Here is a 21733-nt window from a genome sequence, read left to right on the forward strand (position 1 = left end):
CACGACACCGTGGAAATAATTTTTCACTGTCACATACCTTACTCAGCGTTCCCTTAAATTGCCGGCCATCGCGCGACGTTGCCGCAGAGCAGCGCGTCGCGATTGCCAAAATTCGCTAACTCGGAGAAGTATGTTGAACAAGAAAATCCTGACCGCCGCTACGGTTGCCGCATTCGCCTCCGCCGCTCACGCACAAAGCAGCGTCACGCTGTACGGCCTGATCGACGCCGGTATCAGCTACGTGAACAACTCGAAGACGTCCACCGGCCATAGCAGCCTGACCAAGTACGACGACGGCGTCGCACAAGGCAGCCGTTGGGGCCTGCGTGGCACGGAAGACCTCGGCAACGGCCTGAAGGCGCTGTTCGTGCTGGAAAACGGCTTCAACAGCGGTAACGGCACCGCCGGCCAGGGCGGCGCGATGTTCGGCCGCCAGGCCTATGTCGGTGTGTCGCAGAACAACATCGGCTCGCTGACGTTCGGCCGCCAGTACTCGTTCTCGACCGACTACCTCGGCTCGAACTACTCGACCGGCGGCCTGACCGTCGCGGGTAACTACGCTTACCACATCAACGACGTCGACCAGCTCACGTCGAGCCGTATCAACAACTCGGTCAAGTTCAGCAGCGCGAACTTCTCGGGCCTGACCTTCGGCGCGATGTACGGCTTCTCGAACACGGCGGGCGGCTTTGCCGGCACGCCGGCTACGGGCACGGCGGCTGCACCGGTCGCGGGTTCGTCGCGCGCTTACAGCTTCGGCGCGAACTATGCGAACGGCCCGTTCGGCATCGGCGCAGCGTACACGGACATCCGTTACCCGGGCCAGGCATCGCCGGCCTTCTCGACTTCGCTGGCTAACGTGAGCTTCCCGTCGCTCGGCACCGGCCAGATCCAGGATCTGCGCTCGTTCGGCGTTGGCGGCCGCTACGCATTCGGCCCGGCGACGCTGTGGGCCCTGTACACGAACACGCGCCTCGCCCCGATCTCGGGCGGCTCGACCACGTTCGCAGCCTACGAAGCAGGCGCGAAGTACGCGGTCACGCCGGCTATCACGGCAGGCGCGGGCTACACCTACATGCACCTGAGCGGCGCGAACGTCGGTCACTGGAACCAGGTGAACCTGAGCGGCGACTACGCGCTGTCGAAGCGCACGGACGTCTACTTGCTGGGCATCTATCAGATCGCATCGGGCCACAACGCCGCAAGTGGCGACCTGCAGGCACAGATCGGTTCGAGCACGAGCTACTTCAGCACGTCGGGCGTCGGCGCCGACAACCAGCTCGCGTTCCGCGTCGGTATGCGTCACAAGTTCTAAGCAGACGGTTCGCGGTGGGGAACACCCGTGTTCCCTGCCTGGCTGAATCGATGGAAAGCGCCCTACGGGGCGCTTTTGCTTTTTGCCGTGCGAAATCAGTCGAGCAACGCCGGATTCGACGCAGGCTGCGCGCTTTGCCTTTTCGGCAACGATATCTGCCAAATATTGTAATTGTCTATAAATATCGGCCACCGCAACATCGGGTCACACGCTTCGATCCCGCGCCCGCCCCGCTCACGCGACACTGCCAGCGCGCCTCCCAACGCCGCTAGAGGACTTCGATATGAGCATGGACTCCGCCACCACCGCCGACGCGCTCGCGCGGCACACCTCGCGCTCGAGCGTATCGCGGCTGATTCTCGCGACCTCGATCGGCAACGCGCTGGAGTTCTACGATCTGGTCGTGTACGGCTACTTCGCGGCCGTGCTGTCGCGAACGTTTTTTCCGGTGCACGACCGCACCGTGTCGCTGCTGCTCACGCTCGGCACCTTCGCGCTGTCGTATCTCGCGCGACCGATCGGCGCGCTCGCGCTCGGCTCGTTCAGCGACCGCAAAGGCCGCAAGGCATCGCTGACGCTATCGATTGCAATGATGACGCTCGGCACCGGCATGATCGCGCTGATGCCGTCGTATGCGGCGATCGGCGTGCTCGCGCCGATCGGCGTATTCGCGTCGCGGCTGTTGCAGGGATTCTCGGCGGGCGGCGAGTTCGGCAGCTCGACCGCGTTTCTGATCGAACATGCGCCGGAGCGCAAAGGCTTCATGGCAAGCTGGCAGTTCTCGAGCCAGGGCGCGAGCACGCTGCTCGCGTCGCTGTTCGGCGCGGTGTTGACGAGCACGCTGAGCACCGCGCAACTCGAAGGCTGGGGCTGGCGCATTCCGTTCCTGTTCGGCTTGCTGATCGGTCCGGTCGGGCTGTACATTCGCCGCCGCATCGACGAAACGCCGGAGTTCGAGCGCGCGGAAAAATCCGCCGCGCCGGTGCGAGAACTGCTCGCGACGCAAAAGGAACAGGTGCTCGTGTCGATCGGCGCGCTCGTGCTGACCACCACGGCCAACTACATGCTGCTCTACATGCCGACCTATGCGGCGCGGCAACTCGGGCTCGCGCCGTCGTCGGGTTTCATCGCGACGCTCGCGGCCGGTCTGATCATGATGGTGCTCACGCCGATCGTCGGTCATCTGTCCGACAAGGTGGGCCGCGTGCGCATCATGCTCTGCGCCGGCGTGCTGTTCTTCGCGACCGTCTACCCGGCCTTCATGCTGATGAACGCGCATCCGTCGCTCGGCTCGTTGCTGGCCGCGGTCACGTGGGTCGCGATACTGAAGGCGAGCTACTTCGCGCCGATTCCGGCCATGATGTCCGAACTGTTCCCAACCCGCACGCGCACGACCGGCATGGCGTTCGGCTACAACATCGGCACCACCGTGTTCGGCGGCTTCACGCCACTGGCGGTCGCCGCGCTGATCGCGGCAACCGGCAATAACCTCGCACCCGGCCTCTATCTGATGCTCGCGGCCGTGCTTAGCCTTTTCACCGTGATGTGGGCACGCCTGCGGCTGCACGCCCGCTGAGTCTCTGCCCAGCGGGCTTCGTTGAACCGACAGGACCTTATCCATGCAAGACCGATTGCAGCAAGCCGTGCAGTTCGCGGTGGATCATGAATCGCTTTGGGACCGCCATGTGGGTGGCGCATGGGGTGTGCACGTGAACGACCCGCCGCCATGGAACAAGCTGCTCGGTCCCGTGCATGATCGCGGACCGGTATCGGGTGCGATCGCTGTCGACGGCCGCGTGCTGACGAGCTGGGGCGAACCGGATCGGGCCGATCTGACCTTCAGCGTCGCGAAGATGTACCTCGCGCTGCTCGCCGGCGTCGCGCACGATCGCGGGTTGTTGCCCGACGTCGACGAGCCGGTGCGCGTGCGCGTGCCCAACATCGGCTTCGACGACGAACACAACGCACCGATCACCTGGGCACATCTGCTGCAGCAAACCAGCGAATGGCGCGGCACTTACTTCGGTTTGTCGGATCAGGCGGATCACTACCGAGCGGTCAATTTCGCCGCGCCGCCCGATGGCAAGAAAGGCGACCCGCGTCCGCTGCAACGGCCGGGCAGCTACTGGGAATACAACGACGTCCGCATCAACCAGCTGTCGCTCGCGCTGCTGCATCTGTTCCGTCAGCCGCTGCCCGAGGTGTTTCGCGAAGCGATCATGCGGCCAACGGGTGCGAGCGAAAACTGGCAATGGGTCGGCTACGACGGCGCATGGGTCGAGATCGACGGGCGACGCATGCAGTCGGTGCCGGGTGGTACGCACTGGGGCGGCGGCATGTCGGTCAGCGCGAACGATCAGTTGAAGGTCGCGCAGATGCTGCTCGATGACGGCGTCGCGAACGGCCAGCGCGTGCTGTCGTCCGAATGGATCGCGCGCATGCGCACTCCGTGCGCGATCGCGCCGTTCTATGGCTACCTCGTGTGGCTCAACACCGGGCGCAAGGTGTTCCCGAACGTGCCGGAGTCGAGCTATTTCGGCATCGGCGCGGGCAGTTCGTTCACGTGGGTCGAACCGGAGCGGCGCATGACGGTGGTCGTGCGCTGGCTGAATCCGGCCTCGGCCAACGAGTTTTTCGGGCTGGTGCTCGACGCGGTCGATAACCTCGGCCGATAGCCACGAATCAAAAAAATGCGGGCGATGCACAAATGCATCGCCCGCATGGTCATCGGTCGAGCCGTTACGGTTGCAACAGCAGATCAGCGCGTCAGTGCGAATGCCGCGGCACCGCGGAGCCTCGACAACCAACGAGGAAGTCGAGGTCGCACCCCTCATCGGCCTGCAACACGTGATCGATATACAGGCGCCGGTACCCGCCACCTTCCGGCGGCTCGGGCGGCACATGCTTCGCGAGACGGCGCTCGAGCTCCGCGTCGCTGATATCGAGGTGCAGTGTGCCCGCGTCGCAATCGAGCTCGATCCAGTCGCCGTCCTGCACCGCGGCGAGCGGGCCGCCGGCCGCCGCCTCCGGCGTCACGTGCAGCACCACGGTGCCGTATGCGGTGCCGCTCATGCGCGCATCGGAAATGCGCACCATGTCCTTCACGCCCTGCTTCAGCAGCTTCGGCGGCAGGCCCATGTTGCCGACTTCGGCCATGCCCGGATAACCCTTCGGCCCGCAGTTCTTCATCACCAGCACCGAGTTCGCATCGACGTCGAGCGTTTCGTCGACGATGCGCGACTTGTAGTGCTCGAAGTTCTCGAACACGACCGCGCGTCCGCGATGCTTGAGCAACTCGGGCGTCGCCGCCGACGGCTTCAGCACCGCGCCGCGCGGCGCGAGATTGCCCCGCAGCACGCGAATACCGCCATCGGCGACGAGCGGCTTGTCGAGCGGACGGATCACTTCGTCGTTGGTGTTGGGCGCGTCTTTCACGTTGTCCCACAGCGACTTGCCGTTGACCGTCAACGCGTCCGGATGCGGCAGCAGGTTCGCTTCGCCGAGCCGGCGCAGCACGGCCGGCAGACCGCCCGCGTAATAGAACTCTTCCATCAGGAAGCGGCCCGACGGCATCAGGTCGACGATCGTCGGCGTGTCGCGGCCGATGCGCACCCAGTCGTCGAGTTCCAGATCAATACCGATGCGCCCCGCGATCGCCTTCAGATGAATCACCGCATTGGTCGAGCCGCCGATCGCCGCATTGACGCGGATCGCGTTGGCGAACGCCTCGCGCGTGAGGATCTTCGACAGCTTCAGGTCTTCGAGCGCCATCTCGACGATGCGGATGCCCGACATATGCGCGAGCACGTAGCGGCGCGAGTCGACCGCGGGAATCGCCGCGTTGTGCGGCAGCGACGTGCCGAGCGCTTCGGCCATACAGGCCATCGTCGACGCGGTGCCCATCGTGTTGCAGGTGCCCGCCGAGCGCGACATGCCCGCCTCGGCGGACAGAAACTGATGCAGGTCGATCTCGCCGGCCTTCAGCGATTCGTGCAGCTGCCACACGGCGGTGCCAGAGCCGATGTTCTTGCCGTCGAGCTTGCCGTTCAGCATCGGGCCGCCGGTCACGACGATCGCCGGCACGTCGCAGCTCGCCGCGCCCATCAAGAGCGCGGGGGTCGTCTTGTCGCAGCCGGTCAGCAGCACCACCGCGTCGATCGGATTGCCGCGGATCGCCTCCTCGACATCCATCGCCGCGAGATTGCGCGTGAGCATCGCGGTCGGACGCAGATTCGATTCGCCGTTCGAAAACACCGGGAACTCGACCGGGAAGCCACCTGCTTCGTAGATGCCGCGCTTCACGTGCTCGGCGAGCTTGCGAAAGTGCGCGTTGCACGGTGTCAGCTCGGACCACGTGTTGCAAATACCGATCACAGGGCGCCCGTCGAACTCGTGGTCCGGGATGCCCTGATTCTTCATCCAGCTTCGATACATGAAGCCGTTCTTGTCAGCCGTGCCGAACCATTCGGCCGAGCGCAATTTCCGCTTTTTTTCCGACATGCTAGGTCCTTGATGCATGCGCCGGGACCCTCACCGGCATATTTGACTGAAGCGGCCCACCCGGCGCCACGGCGCAAGGCTGCCGCTCAATGTCCAGGGATGGTGAAGTGTACGGAGCGGGTTGATATCTTTCCAATTATATTTTGGGCGATATTGATATCAGTTCTGGTATCGATCCGCCGGGGCTGGCGGCGCGCCGGGGTCGGCGAGCAGACCGTGCCGGCTTCAGGCCTCGCCGGCCGCCTGCTTACGGCCGGCTTTAAGTAATGCGCCGCGCGTGTTCTTCTTCAGATGACTTTGGTTATAGTCGATCGCGGCGCGGATCAGCGCTTTCAGTGCGCGCTCGTCGACCTCGTCGCGCTCGAAGAAGTCGATCGCGCGCCGCGCGTTGCCTTCGAGGCCCGCGTTGAACAAACCGTCCGGATCGGCCAGGCCCGCCCCATGCGCGAAGGTCAGCTTGACCTTACCCTTGTGCGCGTTGGCGACCGCGATCATGCCGTCGCGCGACCAGACTGGGCTACCCATCCACTTGAATTCCTCGACGATCGCCGGGTCGGCCGCCAGCACGCATTGACGCATGCGAGCGAAGGTCGCGCCGCGCCAGTCGGTGAGTCCTGCGATCAGTTCGTCGATACGTTCGGATGCGTTCATCGGAGTGTGGCCCTCGCAAACGGAGAAACGATCCATTCATTGGTAATCTTCGCCTGGATTTGCGGTTGGCGCACGGCCGATCCGCGTAGTTTCACAGCTTGCCCGCGGGCTGCAGCATCGGATACGTGAAGAAGAAAAAGTGGACCACGTTCAGCCCGAAATGTGCGAGCACCGCCGCCGATAATCCGCCGAAGCGATACGTAAGCCCATAGCCGATGCCCGCCACACTTCCGAGCACGATCCACTGCCATCCGCCCGCGCCATGTGCGAGCCCGAACAGCGCGGCCGCCACGCATAGCGCGAGCAGGTCCGCCCTTTGCCAGCGCGCGAAGAGTCGCGTGAGACCGCCTTGCAGATAGCCGCGAAACAACGCCTCTTCAGTCAGCGTGACGAGAAAGAGATTGTTCACCAACCACAGCACGCTGTCGGCGGGCCGCTTCGGCGCCCATCCGACGATCCCCAGCGACAACGCAACGGCCATGCAAGCCGCGACCGTGATCAGCCAACCGCCGACGCCGGCGACTAACCACGTGCGCAGCGCGTGCGAAGGCCGGATCCACGGCAAGGCGAGCAACAGCCAGAAGCCGATTAGCGGCTTGTCGAAATTGAGGTACATCGTGAAGGGCACGGCATCCGGCGTGAACTGCACGGGGCCGATCACGCGCGGGTTATGAAAGCCTGGCAGCCAATGCAGGCTGAGCGCAATTGCGAGCGCGACGAACAGCAGATGACCAGCGTATCGAACGTAACGCGGGCGAGCCGGCGACACCGCGTACGCGGCCACGCCGAGCAGCGCAATGGCGACGCTCGCCAAGGGGCCGAGCTGCCCGGTCGCCAACGCCGTGCCGTATCCGATCACGAGCAGGCCGACGCCGAGCCAGCGAAACGTGCTGGCCCACGTCGCCGGCGCGGCGAGGAAAATCGCGATCCACGGTAGTGCGAACATAGATAGGCTCGAAGTCAGGCTTGCAGTGATTGCTGTCTTTGCGTGCGAGCGTGACTCTAGCATTCACGTACCGCTGGACTGCGAGAACCGCCGTGCCCGTACGTTGGCGAACTCCGTTTCTCCGAGCGACGATTCGCAGGCGCTACTCGTCTTGCTTCCGAAATGCGGCCTCGCCGGCATCCGACACCTCGACCCACTTCGGATCGGGCGCCGCGCCGGGAACGTACATGTCGTTCCAGTTCCACCACTTGTACGGCCGGCTCTGTGGGTAGCCTTCCGGCGAATCCTCCCACGTCTCCTGACGCCCGAGCGCCGTCATGTCGAGGTAACTCCAGACCGTGCCCATCGCCTCGTCGCCACGCCCGTTAATCAAGTATGTTCGGAACACGCGCTCGCCGTCCCGGATGAACGCGTTGTGGCCGTGCCATTCGTCCACGCCGAAGTCGGCGTCGAAACTGTCGGTGATCGTGTACCAGGGAATCATCTCCCAGCCCATCCGGGCCTTCAGCCGCGCGATGTCGGCTTGCGGTGCGCGGGACGCGTACACGAGGGTCGTGTCGCGAGCGTGCAAATGCGCAAGGTGGGAGACCTGATCGGCCCCCAGCGAGCAGCCAATGCACGCATGCTCTGGCCATCCGTGCACGCCGGGCTCGAAAAAGGCGCGATAAATGACCAGCTGACGGCGGCCTTCGAAGAGATCGAGCAGGCTCACTCTGCCTTGCGGTCCGTCGAACGCATACGTTTTTTCCACGGCAAGCCATGGCATCCGACGCCGCTCGGCGGCCAGCGCGTCGCGGGCACGTGTCAAGGCTTTTTCCTTGACGAGCAACTGCTCGCGCGCGGCCTCCCACTCTTGCCGCGACACAACCGGCGGCGTCTTCATCGCAGGCTGTCCATCTTTCCCACTCTTCTCAGGTGACTTGTTCGTCGTCATCGCAACCTCCGGGTTAGAGCGATGTCCTGTGCGTTCGGGTCGGAAGGCGATTCGCTCACCTTGCATCGCTCGCTGTTGATGAAGGTTCAGTTTACGCCGCCGGTCATCGACTGATGGGAGTGACAAATGTGACGCGATTCCGGATTCACGGTGGGCCAAACCCGGCTGTCTGTTTCTAATGTAATGTGCCTCAACGACCATGACGTCCCACGAATCATTCGCCCACCACCTGGAGGTGACGATGAGCGCGATCCATGAGGTCTACCCCTATCTGCGCGTGCGCAATGCCGCGCAGGCGATTGAGTTCTACGCACAGGCATTCGGCGGCGTCGAACAGTTTCGCCTGACCGAACCGGGCGGCCGCATCGGCCATGCCGAAGTGAAGATCGGTCCCGCCATCGTGATGCTGTCCGATGAATATCCCGAGCACGATATGCTCGGCCCGAGCGGCGACAGCCGGCCGGGCGTGCTGCTGCATATCCACTGCGACGACGTCGACCAGCTATTCGCACAAGCGGTCAAAGCGGGCGCAACCGTGGTCCTCCCGCTAACCGATCATTTTTATGGCGAGCGCTCGGCGACCGTGCGCGATCCGTTCGGCCACGAATGGCAGCTCGGCGCGCAGATCGAAGCGCTCACGCCTGAAGAGATGCAGCGCCGTTACACGGCGCTGTTCGACAACTAGCGGGTTGTGACAGTGGGCTGCTCGCGCTTGGCCCCCCGATTGCGTGAGCTCTTTTCACTGCCCGCCGAACGGCTTTTGCACGGTGAGCTTGTTGGTCACCGAAGTCACGCCCGGAACGCCCTTCGCGATCTCCGCGACCTGATTGATCTGGGAAGCGTCGGTGACCGTGCCGCTCAGCGTCACCGCACCGCCCTTTGCGATGACGCTGATATTGCCGGCGCTGATCTCCTTGTGCTTGCCGATCGCGGCATACACCTGCCGACGCAGCGCGCGATTCGCTTGCCTCGGGCTGACGGGAGCGGCTGCGCTGGCTGACATCGCGGGCGCACCCGAAGCTGCGCTGGCCGTCTGACCCGACTGCGACCATGCGCTGCCCGACGCGGCCAGAATCAATGTGATAATCGCCAACGCGCGTACCTGAATGCTTTTCATCGAATACTCCAATTGTTATACGTGACGTAATCAGAAGTTGTGGCGGATGCCGACCATGGCCGCCGTGGTGGACACGCCAGGCGCAACCGGCGCGCCATAGATGATGGTCTGGTTCATGGTCCCCTTGTTGGCCACATAACCCACCTGCGCGTATGCCTTGGTGCGCTGGGACAGGTTGTATTCCGCACCCACCGCGAATTCGCTCGAATGGTTCGCCGAGTTGTTCTTGTCTTTCAGGTAGTAGTACCCCGACGTGACCTTGAAACGCGGATTGAACTGGTAGCCAAGGCCCCCCGAAATCATTTCGAAGTCCGCGGTGTTGCTATGCGCCGGGTTCTTGCCTGCGCCGTACGAGGCCGACACCGAAAATCCGGCGATCGTGTACATCGCACCGAAATAGTAGAAACGGTTGTTCGCCAGCCCGGTCGCAGGGATGGCGGGTGCCGCCGGGTACGTGATCGGGAACGGGTTGGTATCGTGGCCGTTGTAATACACCGCGGACAGATTCAGACCGTAGTTCGAATACTTGGCCACCGCCGACTCGCGCGTGCCGCCCTGGAAATGACCGGCGACGCCGCCCGGCGCGTACTCGAGCGCAAGCGACGCGCCGTGGAATTTCGGCGAGTTATAGACGAGCGCGTTGCTGTCGTACAGCGCGCCGATCGGCGCGTTCGTGCTCGTACCCGGCCAGCCGGCCGCCTGATTGATGCCCAGCCACGCGGTCAGAATACTGCCGAAATACTGCGCACCACGCACGTCGGTTTCCGCCATCGCGTAGATCATCGGAATGATCTGCCGGCCGGCGTCGAAGGTACCGAAGGGCCCGGACACGCCGATCGTCGCGAACTGGTTGAAGATCGCGGTGGTGCCCGGCGTATCGGACAGACCGAACTTGCCGTTCGTGGAGTTGAATACGCCCTGCAGCTTGAAATTGACCTTATAGCCGCCGCCGATGTCTTCGCTGCCTTTCAAACCCCAGAAGCTCGCATAGATACCGCCGTCCTTCAGCTGATAAATCTTGCCCGTGTTCGGCGCGTGCGGCAGGAAGGTGGCCGCCGACGTGCTCTGATACAGGAAGCCCGTATCGATCACGCCATAAAGCGTCACTGACGACTGCGCATGAGCTGCGGTGGCGAAAATGGCCAACACGATAGCGCTGCTTGTCTTTAACTTCATTGTGTCTCCTTCGCGTACCGGCGGTGGCGCCAAAGCCCATGCTGCGGTCGCTTCAATCGATTGGTGATTTTGTGTGCGCCGGGCGTACCCGGCCGCGTTGTTGCGTGAATCGAACTGTGTCGCTGCGCAAGCCGTGCGTCAGGGCAGGTAGTAGTTCCCGTATTGATCGCGTAACTGGTTCTTCAGCACCTTGCCCGTTGCGCCGATAGGCACCGTGTCGACGAACACCACGGCATCGGGGGTCCACCAGCGCGCGACCCGGCCGTTGAAGAAGGACAGCAGTTCGTCGCCGGCCAGCTCGCTGCCCGGCTTTTTCACGACCAGCAGCAGCGGCCGTTCGTCCCACTTCGGATGCCGTGCGGCGATACACACTGCTGTCGCGACTTCCGGATGCAGATACGCGACGTTTTCGATGGCCGCCGAACTGATCCATTCGCCGCCCGACTTGATCACGTCCTTGCTGCGATCGGTGATCTGCATGAAGCCGTGCCGGTCGATGGTCGCGATGTCGCCGGTCGGAAACCAGCCGTCGCACAGCGGCGACTCGACGTCGGCGCCGAAATACTGTTGCGTGACCCAGTGGCCGCGCACCTGCAGATCGCCCGCGCTATCGCCGTCCCACGGCAATTCATTGCCGTGCGTGCCGACGATCCGCATATCGATGCCGAACAGCGCACGTCCCTGCTTCGCCTGCACCTGGTACTGCTCGTCCATCGGCAGCGACTGCTGATGCGCCTTGAAGCTACAGACCGTGCCGATCGGGCTCAATTCGGTCATGCCCCACGCGTGCAGCACCTCGACCCGATGGCGCTTCTGGAACGCTTCGGTCATCGCGGTCGGACACGGCGCGCCGCCGATCACCGTGCGTCGCATCGACGAGAAGGTGCCGCCCATCGCATCGACATGCGTGAGGAGTCCCTGCCACACGGTCGGCACCCCGGCCGACAGTGTCACGTGTTCCGTTTCGATCAGTTCATAGAGCGACTTGCCGTCGAGCGCCGGACCCGGAAACACCAGCTTCGCGCCGACCATGCACGCGATATAGGGCAGTCCCCACGCGTTTACGTGGAACATCGGCACGACCGGCAGGATCACGTCGCGCGCGGAACAGTTCAGCGCATCGGGCAGCGCCGCCGCGTAGGTGTGCAGCACGGTAGAGCGATGGCTGTACAGCACGCCTTTCGGATTGCCGGTGGTGCCCGACGTGTAGCACAGCGACGACGCGCTGTTTTCGTCGAGCAGCGGCCATTCGAAAACGTCGTCGTGCAGCTCGAGCAGGTCTTCGTAGCACATCAGCATGCCGCCCAGCTCGTCCGCTTGCGGCATGTGCGCGCGATCGGTCATCGCCACGAATACCTTCGGGCTCTTCACCCGGGGCGCGACGCTCTCGATCAGCGGCAGAAACGTCAGGTCGAAGAACACCACGCGATCTTGCGCATGCTCGATGATGTATTCGAGCTGGTCGACGTGCAGTCGCGGGTTCAGCGTATGCAGCACCGACCCGGAGCCCGACACCGCGAAGTACAGCTCCATGTGGCGATAGCCGTTCCACGCGAGCGTCGCGACCCGCTCGCCCTGGCCGACGCCGAGCGTTGCCAGAGCGTTGGCCATGCGGCGCGCGCGCTGCGCGAGGTGCCGATACGAATAACGATGGATGTCTCCTTCCACGCGTCGCGACACGATCTCCTGTTCGCCGTGATGGCGCTCCGCGTGCGTGAGCAGCGCGGAAACCAGCAGCGACTGCTGCATCATCAAGCCTTGCATTTTTCCGTCTCCTGATTGGTGGTGGCGTCTCGAATCTCGCCTACCCGGCCTTACGTTGCCGCGCTGCCCGCTCGCTCATGCGAGGGCGTCGCGTTCGGCTCGTCGAGACTCACCACCACCTTTGAATCCACTATTTCGACCGGGAAGGTCGTCACACTCAATCCGCCTGTTCCCGCCATGCAGCCGGTGCGCACGTCGAAGCGCAGACCGTGCGCCGGACAGCGCAACATGCAGCCTTCCAGCTGACCGCCCGAAAGCGCGGCCCCGTTGTGCGGACAGGTGTTGTCGATGGCGTGAAGCGTGCCTGCGATGTTGAACAGCACGATGCTGCGGCCATCGATGAAGGCCAGCTTGCGCTGGCCCGGCGCGAGTTCACCGGCGACACCCACCTCGATCCGACGCGACATCCCAGGCTCCTTCTGATCCGGCGCCGGCCGCGTCACATCAGCACCAGCCGGCGAATCAGCGTCTCCGCCATCGGCCATTCGCCAAAGCCCGAAGCGGGATTGAGGTGCCCGACTTCGCCGAGATCGACGAGGCGGCTGCCCCAGTCCTGCGCCATTTCCTGCACCCGCTCGAACCGTGCGAGCGGATCGTTGCGGCTCGCGCCGACGATGCTCGGAAACGGCAGACGCTTGCGCGGAATCGGCAGCCAGCCGTGCTGCTCGAGCGTATCCAGCTCCGGATAGCCCGCCGGCATCGGCGTCTCGAGGTCCGCCGGCGCCGCCAGCAGCGCACCGTGAATCTCGCGCTGGTGCCGCGCCGCCCACTGCACGGTGATCATCACACCCGCGCTATGCGCGACCAGAATGACCGGGCCGTCGATTCTCGCGAGCGCGGCATCGAGCGCCGCAACCCGTGCCTCGCAACTGAGCTTGTCGTGCTCGAGCGGCGACACCGACAGCGCTTTCGGCAGCCGTTGCTGCAACAGGGTTTGCCAATGCTCGGCGACGTGGTCGCGCAAACCCGGGACCATCAGAATGGTCGGTTTCAATTCGTAATTCATGGGAAGCTACTTACTGGTTCAGTACGGCTTGTCGCCGATAATGCCGGCGCGTTCCATCTTGCGATGGCACGGCGGGTAATCCATCACCGCATAGTGCTGCGTGCTGCGGTTGTCCCAGATCGCGATGCTGTTCTTCTGCCAGCGCCAGCGCACCTGGTACTCGGGGATGTACGCCTGGCTGATCAGATAGCGCAGCAGATCGCCCGCGCCCGGATTCGCGTCCTGACCGAAGCGCACCCGCTCCGGCGTATGAAAGTTCGTGAAATGGCTCGTGAAAGCGCTCACAAACAGCACCTTCTCTTCCGTTTCCGGATGCGTGCGCACGACCGGATGCTCCGCGTCCGGAAACTGCGCCTTCAACGCCAGACGCTTTTCGATCGGCATCGCCGCACCAAAGCTCGCCTCGATGCTGTGGCGCGCGCGCAGGTCCGCGATCTGCGTCTTCACGTAGGCCGGCAGATTCTCGTAGGCGAGGACCATGTTCGCCCACATCGTGTCGCCGCCGACGGGCGGACATTCCACGCAACGCAGCACGGCACCGAACTGCGGGTTTTCGCGCCACGTGGCGTCGGCATGCCACGCGTTTTCGTAACGGTCGTTGGGCTGGTCCGGGGTCTTGTAGATACGCACGAGGCCCGGATTTTCCGGATCGCTGCCCGCGACCGGATGGTCTTCCAGTTCGCCGAAGCGGCGCGCGAACGCCACGTGTTCGGCGCGCGTGATGTCCTGGTCGCGCAGGAACAGCACCCGGTGCTTCAGCAGCGCGGAGCGGATCTCCGCAAACAGGCCGTCGTCATGGATCGCATGAGCGAGATTCACGCCGGTCAGTTCCGCGCCGATCGAGTACGTCAGTTGTTCGACTCGCATGGCTAGCTCCTTAGATAACGAAGACCGACGAACCCGTCGTCTTGCGCGATTCCAGATCACGATGCGCTTGCGCCGCGTCCTCGAGCGCATAGCGCTGATTCAACTCGATCTTGATGCGTCCCGACGCGATGAGCCCGAAGATTTCGCCGGCAAGCTCGTCCTTCTCGGCCGGATCGGCGATGTAGTCAGCCAGAGCCGGGCGGGTCAGATACAGCGAGCCTTTCATTGCCAGCAACTGCGGATTGAACGGCGGGATCGGGCCGGAGGCCGTGCCGACGCAAACCAGCAGACCGCGACGTTTCAGCGAATCGAGCGAAGCCTCGAAGGTGTCCTTGCCGACGCTGTCGAACACGACGTTCACGCCGACGCCATCGGTCAGTTCGCGAACGCGCTTCGCGACGTCTTCGCGGCTGTAGTTGATGACGTGATCGCAGCCGTGCGCGCGGGCCACCTCGCCCTTCGCCTCGCTCGACACCGTGCCGATCACGGTCAGACCCAGCAGCTTCGCCCACTGCGAAACGATCAGGCCGACACCGCCGGCGGCGGCATGCAGAAGGATCGTGTCGCCGACCTTGAAGTCGTGAATGCGGCGCATCAGGTACGCGGCGGTCAGGCCGCGCATGGTCATGCCGGCAGCCGTTTCGCAGTCGATCGCATCGGGCAGCCGGATCAGCGGCGCGGCCGGAATCAGGCGTTCGGTGCTGTACGCGCCGAGCGTGTTGATGAAGCCCGTGTAGGTCACACGGTCACCCACCGCGACGTTCGTGACGTCGGGGCCCACGGCCTCGACCACGCCCGCGGCCTCCACGCCCATCCCCGCGGGCAGCGGCACCGGATACAGGCCGCTGCGGAAGTAGGTGTCGGCGAAATTGAGGCCCACTGCCTGATGGCGCAGGCGAACCTGACCGGGACCCGGGTTGCCCACTTCGACGTCCTCGTAGCGCAGGACCTCGGGACCACCGGTTTCATGAAAGCGCACTGCCTTTGCCATGTTGACTCTCCAATTCTTTGCTTGATCTGCACTTGGCAGAATTCATTGCGCCCGCGGCGCAGTTACACGTTCCGTTCTTCCGCGCCGTCCGCGCGGCACGATCCGATCTCAGCGTGCGGCCTGTTCGCGCAGCGTGTTCAGCCGATCGAGATCGCCCGAGTAGTTCCGTTTGCCGATCATGAATGCGGCGGCCGCGACGAGCGGTGCGAACGGCACCAGTTGCAACGCGCCCAGCAGTCCGATCCGATCGGCGATGATCCCCGTCAGAACAGCCGCCGGTGCGAGGCCCAGCAGGTTGTTCGCGAGCGTCAGCGTCGCAAACGCCGAGGCGTGAATGGTCGGCGGCGTGAGGTTTGCCACCATCGCACCCGACGGGCCGCTCGCACCGGCGCAGAAGAACATGCCGACGCCGATCACGACCAGTTGCCACGGCCCCGCCGTCATGTGGAAGCCGATCGCGAGCAGAACGAAACAGGCGAGGCAGTAGGTGATCGCGGCACTCCACTTGCGTTCCCGCACGTTCTTGCTGAGCCGGTCGGCGAGGTTTCCGCACACCACCATGCCCACCCCGGTCACCAGCACGAACACCGCCGCGCACATCGCAGCCTTGCCGGTGGCCATGCCGTAGTAGCGGTTCAGGAAGCTCGGCATCCATGCCCACACAGCGGCGGGAACCATCAGATGCAAACCGCTGCCCACATAGGCGCACACCACGGACTTCGTCGAAAACAAGCCCTTCATCAGTTCGCGCAGACTCATGCGCATGCCGCGCGTTTGCGTCTGCTTCGTCACGCTCGCCGGCTGCAGCGGCGCAAGACGCTTTTCGGTGACGACGAGGCGGTAGATCACGACCAGCACGATCCCCATCGCCGCCATCGCGCCGAATGCGGAGCGCCAGCCGAGGTGAGCCGCCACCGCGCCGCCGAGCGCCATGCCCAGCACCGAGCCGAACGCGCCGCCGGCCATGAAGGTGCCGGTCAGCGTGGAGCGCAGCCGCACCGGAAAGATGCTCAGGACAACTGCGATGCCGACACTGCCATAAGCCGCTTCACCGATTCCGACGAAGGCACGCGCCAGCAGCAACTGTCCGTAGTTCGCCGAGATCGCGCAGCCCACCGTCGCGAGACTCCACATCGCCGCCATCAGCACGATGCTCTTCACGCGGCCCCAGCGGTCGGCCAGCACCGACAGTGGAAATGTGAGCACACCGACCATCAGCGCGACCACGCTGCTGAGCGAACCCAGCTGCGCATCGGACAAATTCCATGCCGCCTTGAGCGGCGGAAACACGGCATTCAACACCTGCCGCGACATATAGTCGGAAAGCAACAATCCGACCGTCAACGCAAACACCACCCACGCATAAGCGCGCACATCCGTCTTTGCTGCCGTAACTTCGCCCGCCGTGGGCGCTGCATGCTGAACGAGCATGTTTAGTCTCCTTCCACGCTGACTCCGTGGCGGCCGCCTTGCCCGCTTGGGCCGACGACCTGTTATGGATTCAGCTATCTGCTCCCGCTATCCAGCGGGAGCGTTACCCATGAAGCCCGGCCTCGGCCAACGCGTCGGCCCGGACTCCTGGCATTCACGCCGCGCGAAGCGGCAGGTTCCTGACGCCGGCCTGGCGGTTCGGCGCCATCCCGTTGGCGCTGAGCGTTTCTTCGACCGTCTCGTACTGCACACCAATACGATAGATCTCGCGGGCTTCTTTACCAGTGGCAATTTCGCGGCCCAGTTCGCGCGCGACGCGCACGCACTGTTCGATCTGCTGTACCGACGTGAAGCGCTTACCGTGCTGATCGATGATCGTGTCCTCGATGCCGCAGCGCGGATGCAGGCCCATCGACATCGCCATCATGTTGAACGGCAGCACGTTCTTCAGCAGCGACTCGGCGGTGAGCGTGCAGCCATCCGGCGCGCGATGCACGAAGTTGAAGAAGTTGAACGGGTTCGGGCCGTCGAAGCCGCCGCCGATGCCGATCCACGTCAGGTTCAGCGGGCCCTTGTAGACGCCCTTGCGCACGAGGCGCTCGAGCGTTTCGAGCGCGTGAATGCCGGTGAGCTGGAAGTGCGGCTGGATGCCCGCAGCCTGCAGGCGGCGCAGATGCTCCTCGACCCATGCGGGACCGGCCGGAACCGTCATTTCGCTGTAGGCGGCCATGAACGCAGGGTTGGAAAGCGAGGTGCCCGCCAGATACTCGGGATAGAGCAACTCCATGATGTTCATCTGCGTGGTATTGATCGCGACCGTCACCTGATCGGGCTTCGGATCGAGCTCGGCCAGCATATGGCGGGTATCGTCGGACAGCCACTTCGCGGCCTGTCCGTCGTCTTCCGGTGCGAACGAGATCGAGCCACCGACCTGAATGATCATGTCGGGCACAGCGGCGCGCACACCCGCGATCAGTTCATTGAACTTCGACAGGCGCTTCGAGCCCTTGCCGTCCAGTTCGCGCACGTGCAGGTGCAGTACCGTGGCGCCGGCGTTGTAGCAATCGACGGCCTTCTGGATCTGCTGGTCCATCGTCACGGGGATGTCTTCCGGGAAGTCCGCGGGCATCCATTCCGGGCCGTAAGGGGCGGTGGTGATGACTACCTTGTCCTGATTCTCAGGGTGCAGCGAATCGTCGAGAAATTGCATTTGATTGCCTCCATCCAGTTGTGAGTGACGGTGTTCCGCTATCGCGAGGTCGCATGAAAATTTGCTGGAACACATCGAACGACATGTGCACACGATACGGGAATCAAGCGCTACACTTTTATGATTGGACGCCATCCTTTTAGCGATTCGTGCCACTGCGCGTTAACACCAATAATTGCGCGAAGCAAGCGTTTAATGACAAGAAAAAGACTCAGCGTTTGAATCGTCCGGAGAAACTACGATGGAAACGATGGTGACGTCGGTAGCCATGAGCGGTTATTTCGAAGTGGCGCGACGGCTCGGACTGAATCCGGTCGAGCTCGCGAAACAGGCCGGCATCGATGCCGGCGCGCTCGCGAATCCGGACGATCGCGTATCGGCCACCGCCTGTTGCCGGCTGCTCGAAATGACGGCCGAAAAGGCGTCGTGCCCGACCCTCGCGCTGCAAATGGCGGAAACGCGGCAGACCTTCGGCAGCGGCGTAATCAATGTCCTGCTCGCGCACAAACGCACGCTGCGCGAAGTCTTGCTGGCCGCGGCCGAATACCGTCATCTGCTCAACGAAGCGCTGGCGGTGTACGTCGAGGACGCGGACAAAACGGTCACCATTCGGGAGGAACTCGTCGTCGAACCGGGTACACCGACGAAGCAGGCGATCGAACTGGCGCTCGCTGTGCTCGCGCGGCACTCCAGTGCTCTGCTCGGCAAGTTCTGGAAACCGCGCGAGCTCCATTTCACACACGCCGCACCGAAGGACCTGACGTTCCATCGACGCTTCTTCGGCTGTCCGCTGCAGTTCGGCAGCGACTTCAATGGCTTCGTCTGCGCGAGCGCCGATCTCGACTACCCGAATCCGCTGGCCGATCCTGAACTCGTGCGCTATGCGGAGAGCCTCGCCTCTCCGAAGAACGCGAGCGCCGCGGAATCGGCCGCGCTCGAAGTGCGCAAGGCGATCTACCTGCTGCTGCCGCTCGAACAGGCGAACGCCGAGCTGGTCGCACGTTATCTGCATCTGAGCGTGCGCACCATGCAACGGCAGTTGAGTTCGGCCGGCACCAGCTTTTCGGATCAGGTCGAGGAAGTTCGCGGCGAGCTCGCCGTGCGCTACATGAGCAATCCGACCTACCCGATCGGACGTGTGTCGGCGCTGCTCGGCTATGCGCAACAGGGATCGTTCACGAACTGGTTCGTGTCGCGCTTCCATATGACGCCGCGCGACTGGCGCGCGAGCCATGCGAAGTGACGAAGAAAAAAAACGGAGTGTGATGCACTGAACATCACACTCCGCCATTGCCGCACGCGCTGTCGCCATCCGCTCATTCCGCGCGAAGCTTCACATAGCGGCCCGGCGCGCTCTCGATAGGCTTGTACTTCCGATTGCCGAGCTTGGTGCGCGCCTCGACCTGCTCTCCGGAATGCTGCTTGACCCATTCGATCCAGTGATTCCACCAGCTGCCGCGCTGCTGAACCGACGTCGCGAGCCACTCGTCGGCGTTCTCGTTGCAGGTATCGTTGGTCCGGTAGCTGCGCTTGTTCTTCGACGCTGGATTGACCACACCCGCGATATGGCCGCTTGCCCCGAGGACGAACTCGGTTTGACCACCAAGTAGTTGCGTCGACTGATAGGCGGATCGCCACGGCACGATGTGATCTTCCTCGGCCGCCATCAGATAGCTTGGGATATCGACGTTGCCGAGATCCACCGGCGTGTTGCAGAACGTCAGTTTGTTCGGCACGCGCAGACTGTTTTCGAGGTACATGTTGCGCAGATAGAAGCTGTACATCGGGCCGGGCAAATTGGTCGTGTCCGCGTTCCAGTACAGCAGGTCGAACGCGGCTGGGGCTTTGCCTTTCAGGTAATTGTTCACGACATACGGCCAGATCAGATCGTTGGCACGCAGCGCCTGGAATACGAAGCCGAGTTCGCGGCCAGGATAAAGGCCGCCGCGGCCGATCGTGTGCTCGCGCATCGCCACGCCCTGCTCGTCGATGAACACGCCGAGATCGCCCGGATCGGTGAAGTCGAGCAGTGCCGTCAACAGTGTCAGGCTCGCCACCGAGTCCTCGCCGTTCGCACGCATGACCGCCAGCGCCGACGACAGCATCGTGCCGCCCACGCACCAACCCAACGCATTCACCTGGTCGGCCCGGCTAATCTCACGCGCCACCTTGAGCGCCTGCATCACGCCGTCCTCGAGGTAGGCGTCCCACGTGGTCTGCGCCATGTCCTGCTGCGGATTGCGCCACGACACGACAAACACCGTCAGGCCTTGCTCGGAGGCGAAGCGCACGAACGAATTCTCGGGCTGCAGATCCAGAATGTAGAACTTGTTGATGCACGGCGGAATGATCACGAGCGGCCGCGCGGCAACCTTCGGCGTCAACGGATCGTACTGGATCAGCTGAAACAGATCGTTTTCATAGACCACCGCGCCGCTGGACGTGGCCACGCTGCGGCCCACTTCGAATGCGCTTCGGTCGGTGATCGAAATCGAGCCGCTGCCCAGATCGTCGAGCAGATGCGTGACGCCCGACAGCAGGCTCGAGCCACCCGATTCCACCGCCTCCCGGAGGACCTCGGGATTCGTCGCGAGGAAATTCGCGGGGCTGGCGCAGTCGATGAACTGGCGCATGAAAAAGCGCAGCTTGTGCTTGCCTTTTTCGTCGAGCGTACTCGCTTCGACGAAGTCCGCGAGCGCCCTCGCATTGATCAGATAGCTCTGTTTCAGAAGACTGTACCAGCCGTTGCTGGACCAGTCGTCGGCGTGAAAGCGCCGGTCTCCCTGCTCGGGCTCGGCGACCGCCTTCAACTCCGTGCGCCCGCCGATCAATCCGGCGACGGCATCGCTCCACAGTTGCGCCTGCTTTTGAAGGTAGTGGGCGCTCGTGTGGGTCACGGAGCCTCGCGCGAACGGCCCGTCGAAATCGAAGTCCGAGCCGTCGGTGTCAGGCACCGACGCATCGAATTCTTCCTTGAGCGGCGAAAAACGCCAGAAATCGAAGCCGGCCTTGACCCAGCCCGTGGAAAACTCGTGTGGCATGCTGAATGGCATTCTCATGGCGGGGCTCGCTATCATGCTTCGCTGGCGACGCAAGCCGCGTCCTCGACGACACGGTCGCGGCAGCTTGTCGGCATCACCGTCGCCTCGCCGTCGACCACCACCTTGCCGCCGACCGTGCAAACGGTGGACAGCACCACGCGGCGCTTGTCGTGGATCAGTTCCTTGACGGTCACTTCGGCCTGCACGGTATCGCCGGGTCGGACCGGCGCCTTGAAGCGCAGGTTCTGGCCGAGATAGATCGTGCCCGGACCGGGCAGCTGCCCCGCGAGCGCCGCGGAGATGATGCTGGCGGTCAGCATGCCGTGGGCGATGCGCCCCTTGAAGGGTGTGGTTTGCGCAAACTGCTCGTTGATGTGAACCGCGTTGATGTCTCCCGACGCGCTCGCGAAGAACAGAATGTCCGCCTCCGTGATGGTCTTGGCGAACCGGCCACTCATGCCCAGTTGCAGGTCTTCGAAATCGTATCCGTTAAGCTCATTCATGATTATTCCGCTTGCTGGGGGCGGTTAGCCGAGCGCCTGCTCGAGTTCCGGCACGAGGGTGAACAGATCGCCGACGAGGCCGTAGTCGGCCACGCTAAAGATCGGCGCTTCTTCGTCCTTGTTTATCGCGACGATGACCTTCGAGTCCTTCATGCCGGCGAGATGCTGGATCGCACCCGAGATGCCGACCGCGACGTACAGTTGCGGCGCGACGATCTTGCCGGTCTGGCCGACCTGATAGTCGTTCGGCACGAAGCCCGCGTCGACGGCTGCGCGCGATG

At 63.6% G+C, this 21733-nt stretch carries 21 protein-coding genes; 5 read left to right on the forward strand and 16 right to left on the reverse strand.

From position 1 onward, the window contains the following. The first annotated feature begins 133 nt into the window (after positions 1-133). From AB3X89_RS33725 to AB3X89_RS33735, 3 genes are all read left to right on the forward strand, one after another. Positions 134-1315, forward strand: coding sequence for a porin (locus AB3X89_RS33725; RefSeq protein WP_368587146.1), 1182 nt, complete (start codon positions 134-136; stop codon positions 1313-1315). Positions 1316-1598: 283 nt separating this feature from the next. Next, positions 1599-2891 carry an MFS transporter gene (locus AB3X89_RS33730; RefSeq protein ID WP_368587127.1) on the forward strand — a complete coding sequence of 431 codons (1293 nt, stop codon included), beginning with the start codon at positions 1599-1601 and terminating at the stop codon, positions 2889-2891. A 43-nt stretch (positions 2892-2934) separates the two neighbouring features. Then, entirely contained in the window at positions 2935-3990 is a 1056-nt protein-coding gene (locus tag AB3X89_RS33735; protein ID WP_368587128.1) for a serine hydrolase domain-containing protein, read from the forward strand. Between the two features lie 91 nt (positions 3991-4081). Here AB3X89_RS33735 and AB3X89_RS33740 read toward each other — a convergent pair whose 3' ends face one another. The 4 genes from AB3X89_RS33740 to AB3X89_RS33755 all read right to left on the reverse strand — a co-directional run bounded on the left by AB3X89_RS33740 (position 4082) and on the right by AB3X89_RS33755 (position 8346). Then, the gene (locus AB3X89_RS33740) at positions 4082-5815 is read right to left on the reverse strand and encodes an IlvD/Edd family dehydratase (protein WP_368587129.1); all 1734 of its coding nucleotides are present in this window, start codon (positions 5813-5815) and stop codon (positions 4082-4084) included. A 225-nt stretch (positions 5816-6040) separates the two neighbouring features. Beyond that, positions 6041-6466 (reverse strand): DUF1801 domain-containing protein, encoded by a 426-nt coding sequence (locus AB3X89_RS33745; protein ID WP_368587130.1) that lies wholly within the window; start codon positions 6464-6466, stop codon positions 6041-6043. Positions 6467-6557: 91 nt separating this feature from the next. After that, a complete protein-coding gene (locus AB3X89_RS33750; protein WP_368587131.1) occupies positions 6558-7412 on the reverse strand; it encodes a lysostaphin resistance A-like protein in 855 nt (284 codons plus the stop codon). 142 nt (positions 7413-7554) lie between these two features. Next, on the reverse strand, positions 7555-8346 hold the full coding sequence (locus AB3X89_RS33755) for a DUF899 domain-containing protein (protein ID WP_368587132.1): 792 nt from the start codon (positions 8344-8346) through the stop codon (positions 7555-7557). 241 nt (positions 8347-8587) lie between these two features. Between AB3X89_RS33755 and AB3X89_RS33760 the strand changes: the two genes are divergently transcribed. Then, a complete protein-coding gene (locus AB3X89_RS33760; RefSeq protein WP_176120769.1) occupies positions 8588-9031 on the forward strand; it encodes a glyoxalase/bleomycin resistance/extradiol dioxygenase family protein in 444 nt (147 codons plus the stop codon). A gap of 54 nt (positions 9032-9085) precedes the next feature. On the opposite strand, the gene AB3X89_RS33765 is transcribed toward AB3X89_RS33760, so the two are convergent. The 9 genes from AB3X89_RS33765 to AB3X89_RS33805 all read right to left on the reverse strand — a co-directional run bounded on the left by AB3X89_RS33765 (position 9086) and on the right by AB3X89_RS33805 (position 17908). Further along, a complete protein-coding gene (locus AB3X89_RS33765) occupies positions 9086-9463 on the reverse strand; it encodes a BON domain-containing protein (RefSeq protein ID WP_368587133.1) in 378 nt (125 codons plus the stop codon). A gap of 30 nt (positions 9464-9493) precedes the next feature. Next, the gene (locus AB3X89_RS33770; RefSeq protein ID WP_368587134.1) at positions 9494-10639 is read right to left on the reverse strand and encodes a porin; all 1146 of its coding nucleotides are present in this window, start codon (positions 10637-10639) and stop codon (positions 9494-9496) included. Between the two features lie 138 nt (positions 10640-10777). Continuing rightward, entirely contained in the window at positions 10778-12403 is a 1626-nt protein-coding gene (locus AB3X89_RS33775; protein ID WP_368587135.1) for a 3-(methylthio)propionyl-CoA ligase, read from the reverse strand. A gap of 50 nt (positions 12404-12453) precedes the next feature. Beyond that, entirely contained in the window at positions 12454-12810 is a 357-nt protein-coding gene (locus tag AB3X89_RS33780; RefSeq protein ID WP_368587136.1) for a Rieske (2Fe-2S) protein, read from the reverse strand. Between the two features lie 32 nt (positions 12811-12842). Next, positions 12843-13409, reverse strand: coding sequence for an RBBP9/YdeN family alpha/beta hydrolase (locus AB3X89_RS33785; protein WP_368587137.1), 567 nt, complete (start codon positions 13407-13409; stop codon positions 12843-12845). A gap of 18 nt (positions 13410-13427) precedes the next feature. After that, entirely contained in the window at positions 13428-14276 is an 849-nt protein-coding gene (locus tag AB3X89_RS33790) for a TauD/TfdA dioxygenase family protein (RefSeq protein WP_368587138.1), read from the reverse strand. Between the two features lie 10 nt (positions 14277-14286). After that, positions 14287-15267 carry a quinone oxidoreductase gene (locus AB3X89_RS33795; protein WP_368587139.1) on the reverse strand — a complete coding sequence of 327 codons (981 nt, stop codon included), beginning with the start codon at positions 15265-15267 and terminating at the stop codon, positions 14287-14289. Positions 15268-15375: 108 nt separating this feature from the next. Continuing rightward, positions 15376-16698, reverse strand: a complete 1323-nt coding sequence (locus AB3X89_RS33800; protein WP_368587140.1) for an MFS transporter — start codon at positions 16696-16698, stop codon at positions 15376-15378. A 154-nt stretch (positions 16699-16852) separates the two neighbouring features. Beyond that, the gene (locus tag AB3X89_RS33805; RefSeq protein WP_368587141.1) at positions 16853-17908 is read right to left on the reverse strand and encodes a 3-keto-5-aminohexanoate cleavage protein; all 1056 of its coding nucleotides are present in this window, start codon (positions 17906-17908) and stop codon (positions 16853-16855) included. Positions 17909-18149: 241 nt separating this feature from the next. On the opposite strand from AB3X89_RS33805, the gene AB3X89_RS33810 reads away from it, so the two are divergent. Then, the gene (locus AB3X89_RS33810; protein WP_368587142.1) at positions 18150-19151 is read left to right on the forward strand and encodes an AraC family transcriptional regulator; all 1002 of its coding nucleotides are present in this window, start codon (positions 18150-18152) and stop codon (positions 19149-19151) included. 73 nt (positions 19152-19224) lie between these two features. Here the strand turns inward: AB3X89_RS33810 and phaC are convergent, their stop codons facing one another. The 3 genes from phaC to AB3X89_RS33825 form a co-directional block, all read right to left on the reverse strand. Then, positions 19225-20967, reverse strand: a complete 1743-nt coding sequence (gene phaC, locus AB3X89_RS33815; RefSeq protein ID WP_368587143.1) for a class I poly(R)-hydroxyalkanoic acid synthase — start codon at positions 20965-20967, stop codon at positions 19225-19227. A 14-nt stretch (positions 20968-20981) separates the two neighbouring features. Then, on the reverse strand, positions 20982-21452 hold the full coding sequence (locus tag AB3X89_RS33820) for a MaoC family dehydratase (protein WP_368587144.1): 471 nt from the start codon (positions 21450-21452) through the stop codon (positions 20982-20984). Positions 21453-21476: 24 nt separating this feature from the next. Then, positions 21477-21733, reverse strand: a 257-nt coding sequence (locus AB3X89_RS33825; RefSeq protein WP_368587145.1) for an electron transfer flavoprotein subunit alpha/FixB family protein, incomplete at its 5' end; no start/stop codon positions are given.

The organism is Paraburkholderia sp. BR14320, from assembly GCF_040948665.1.
Classification (GTDB): Bacteria; Pseudomonadota; Gammaproteobacteria; order Burkholderiales; family Burkholderiaceae; genus Paraburkholderia; species Paraburkholderia youngii.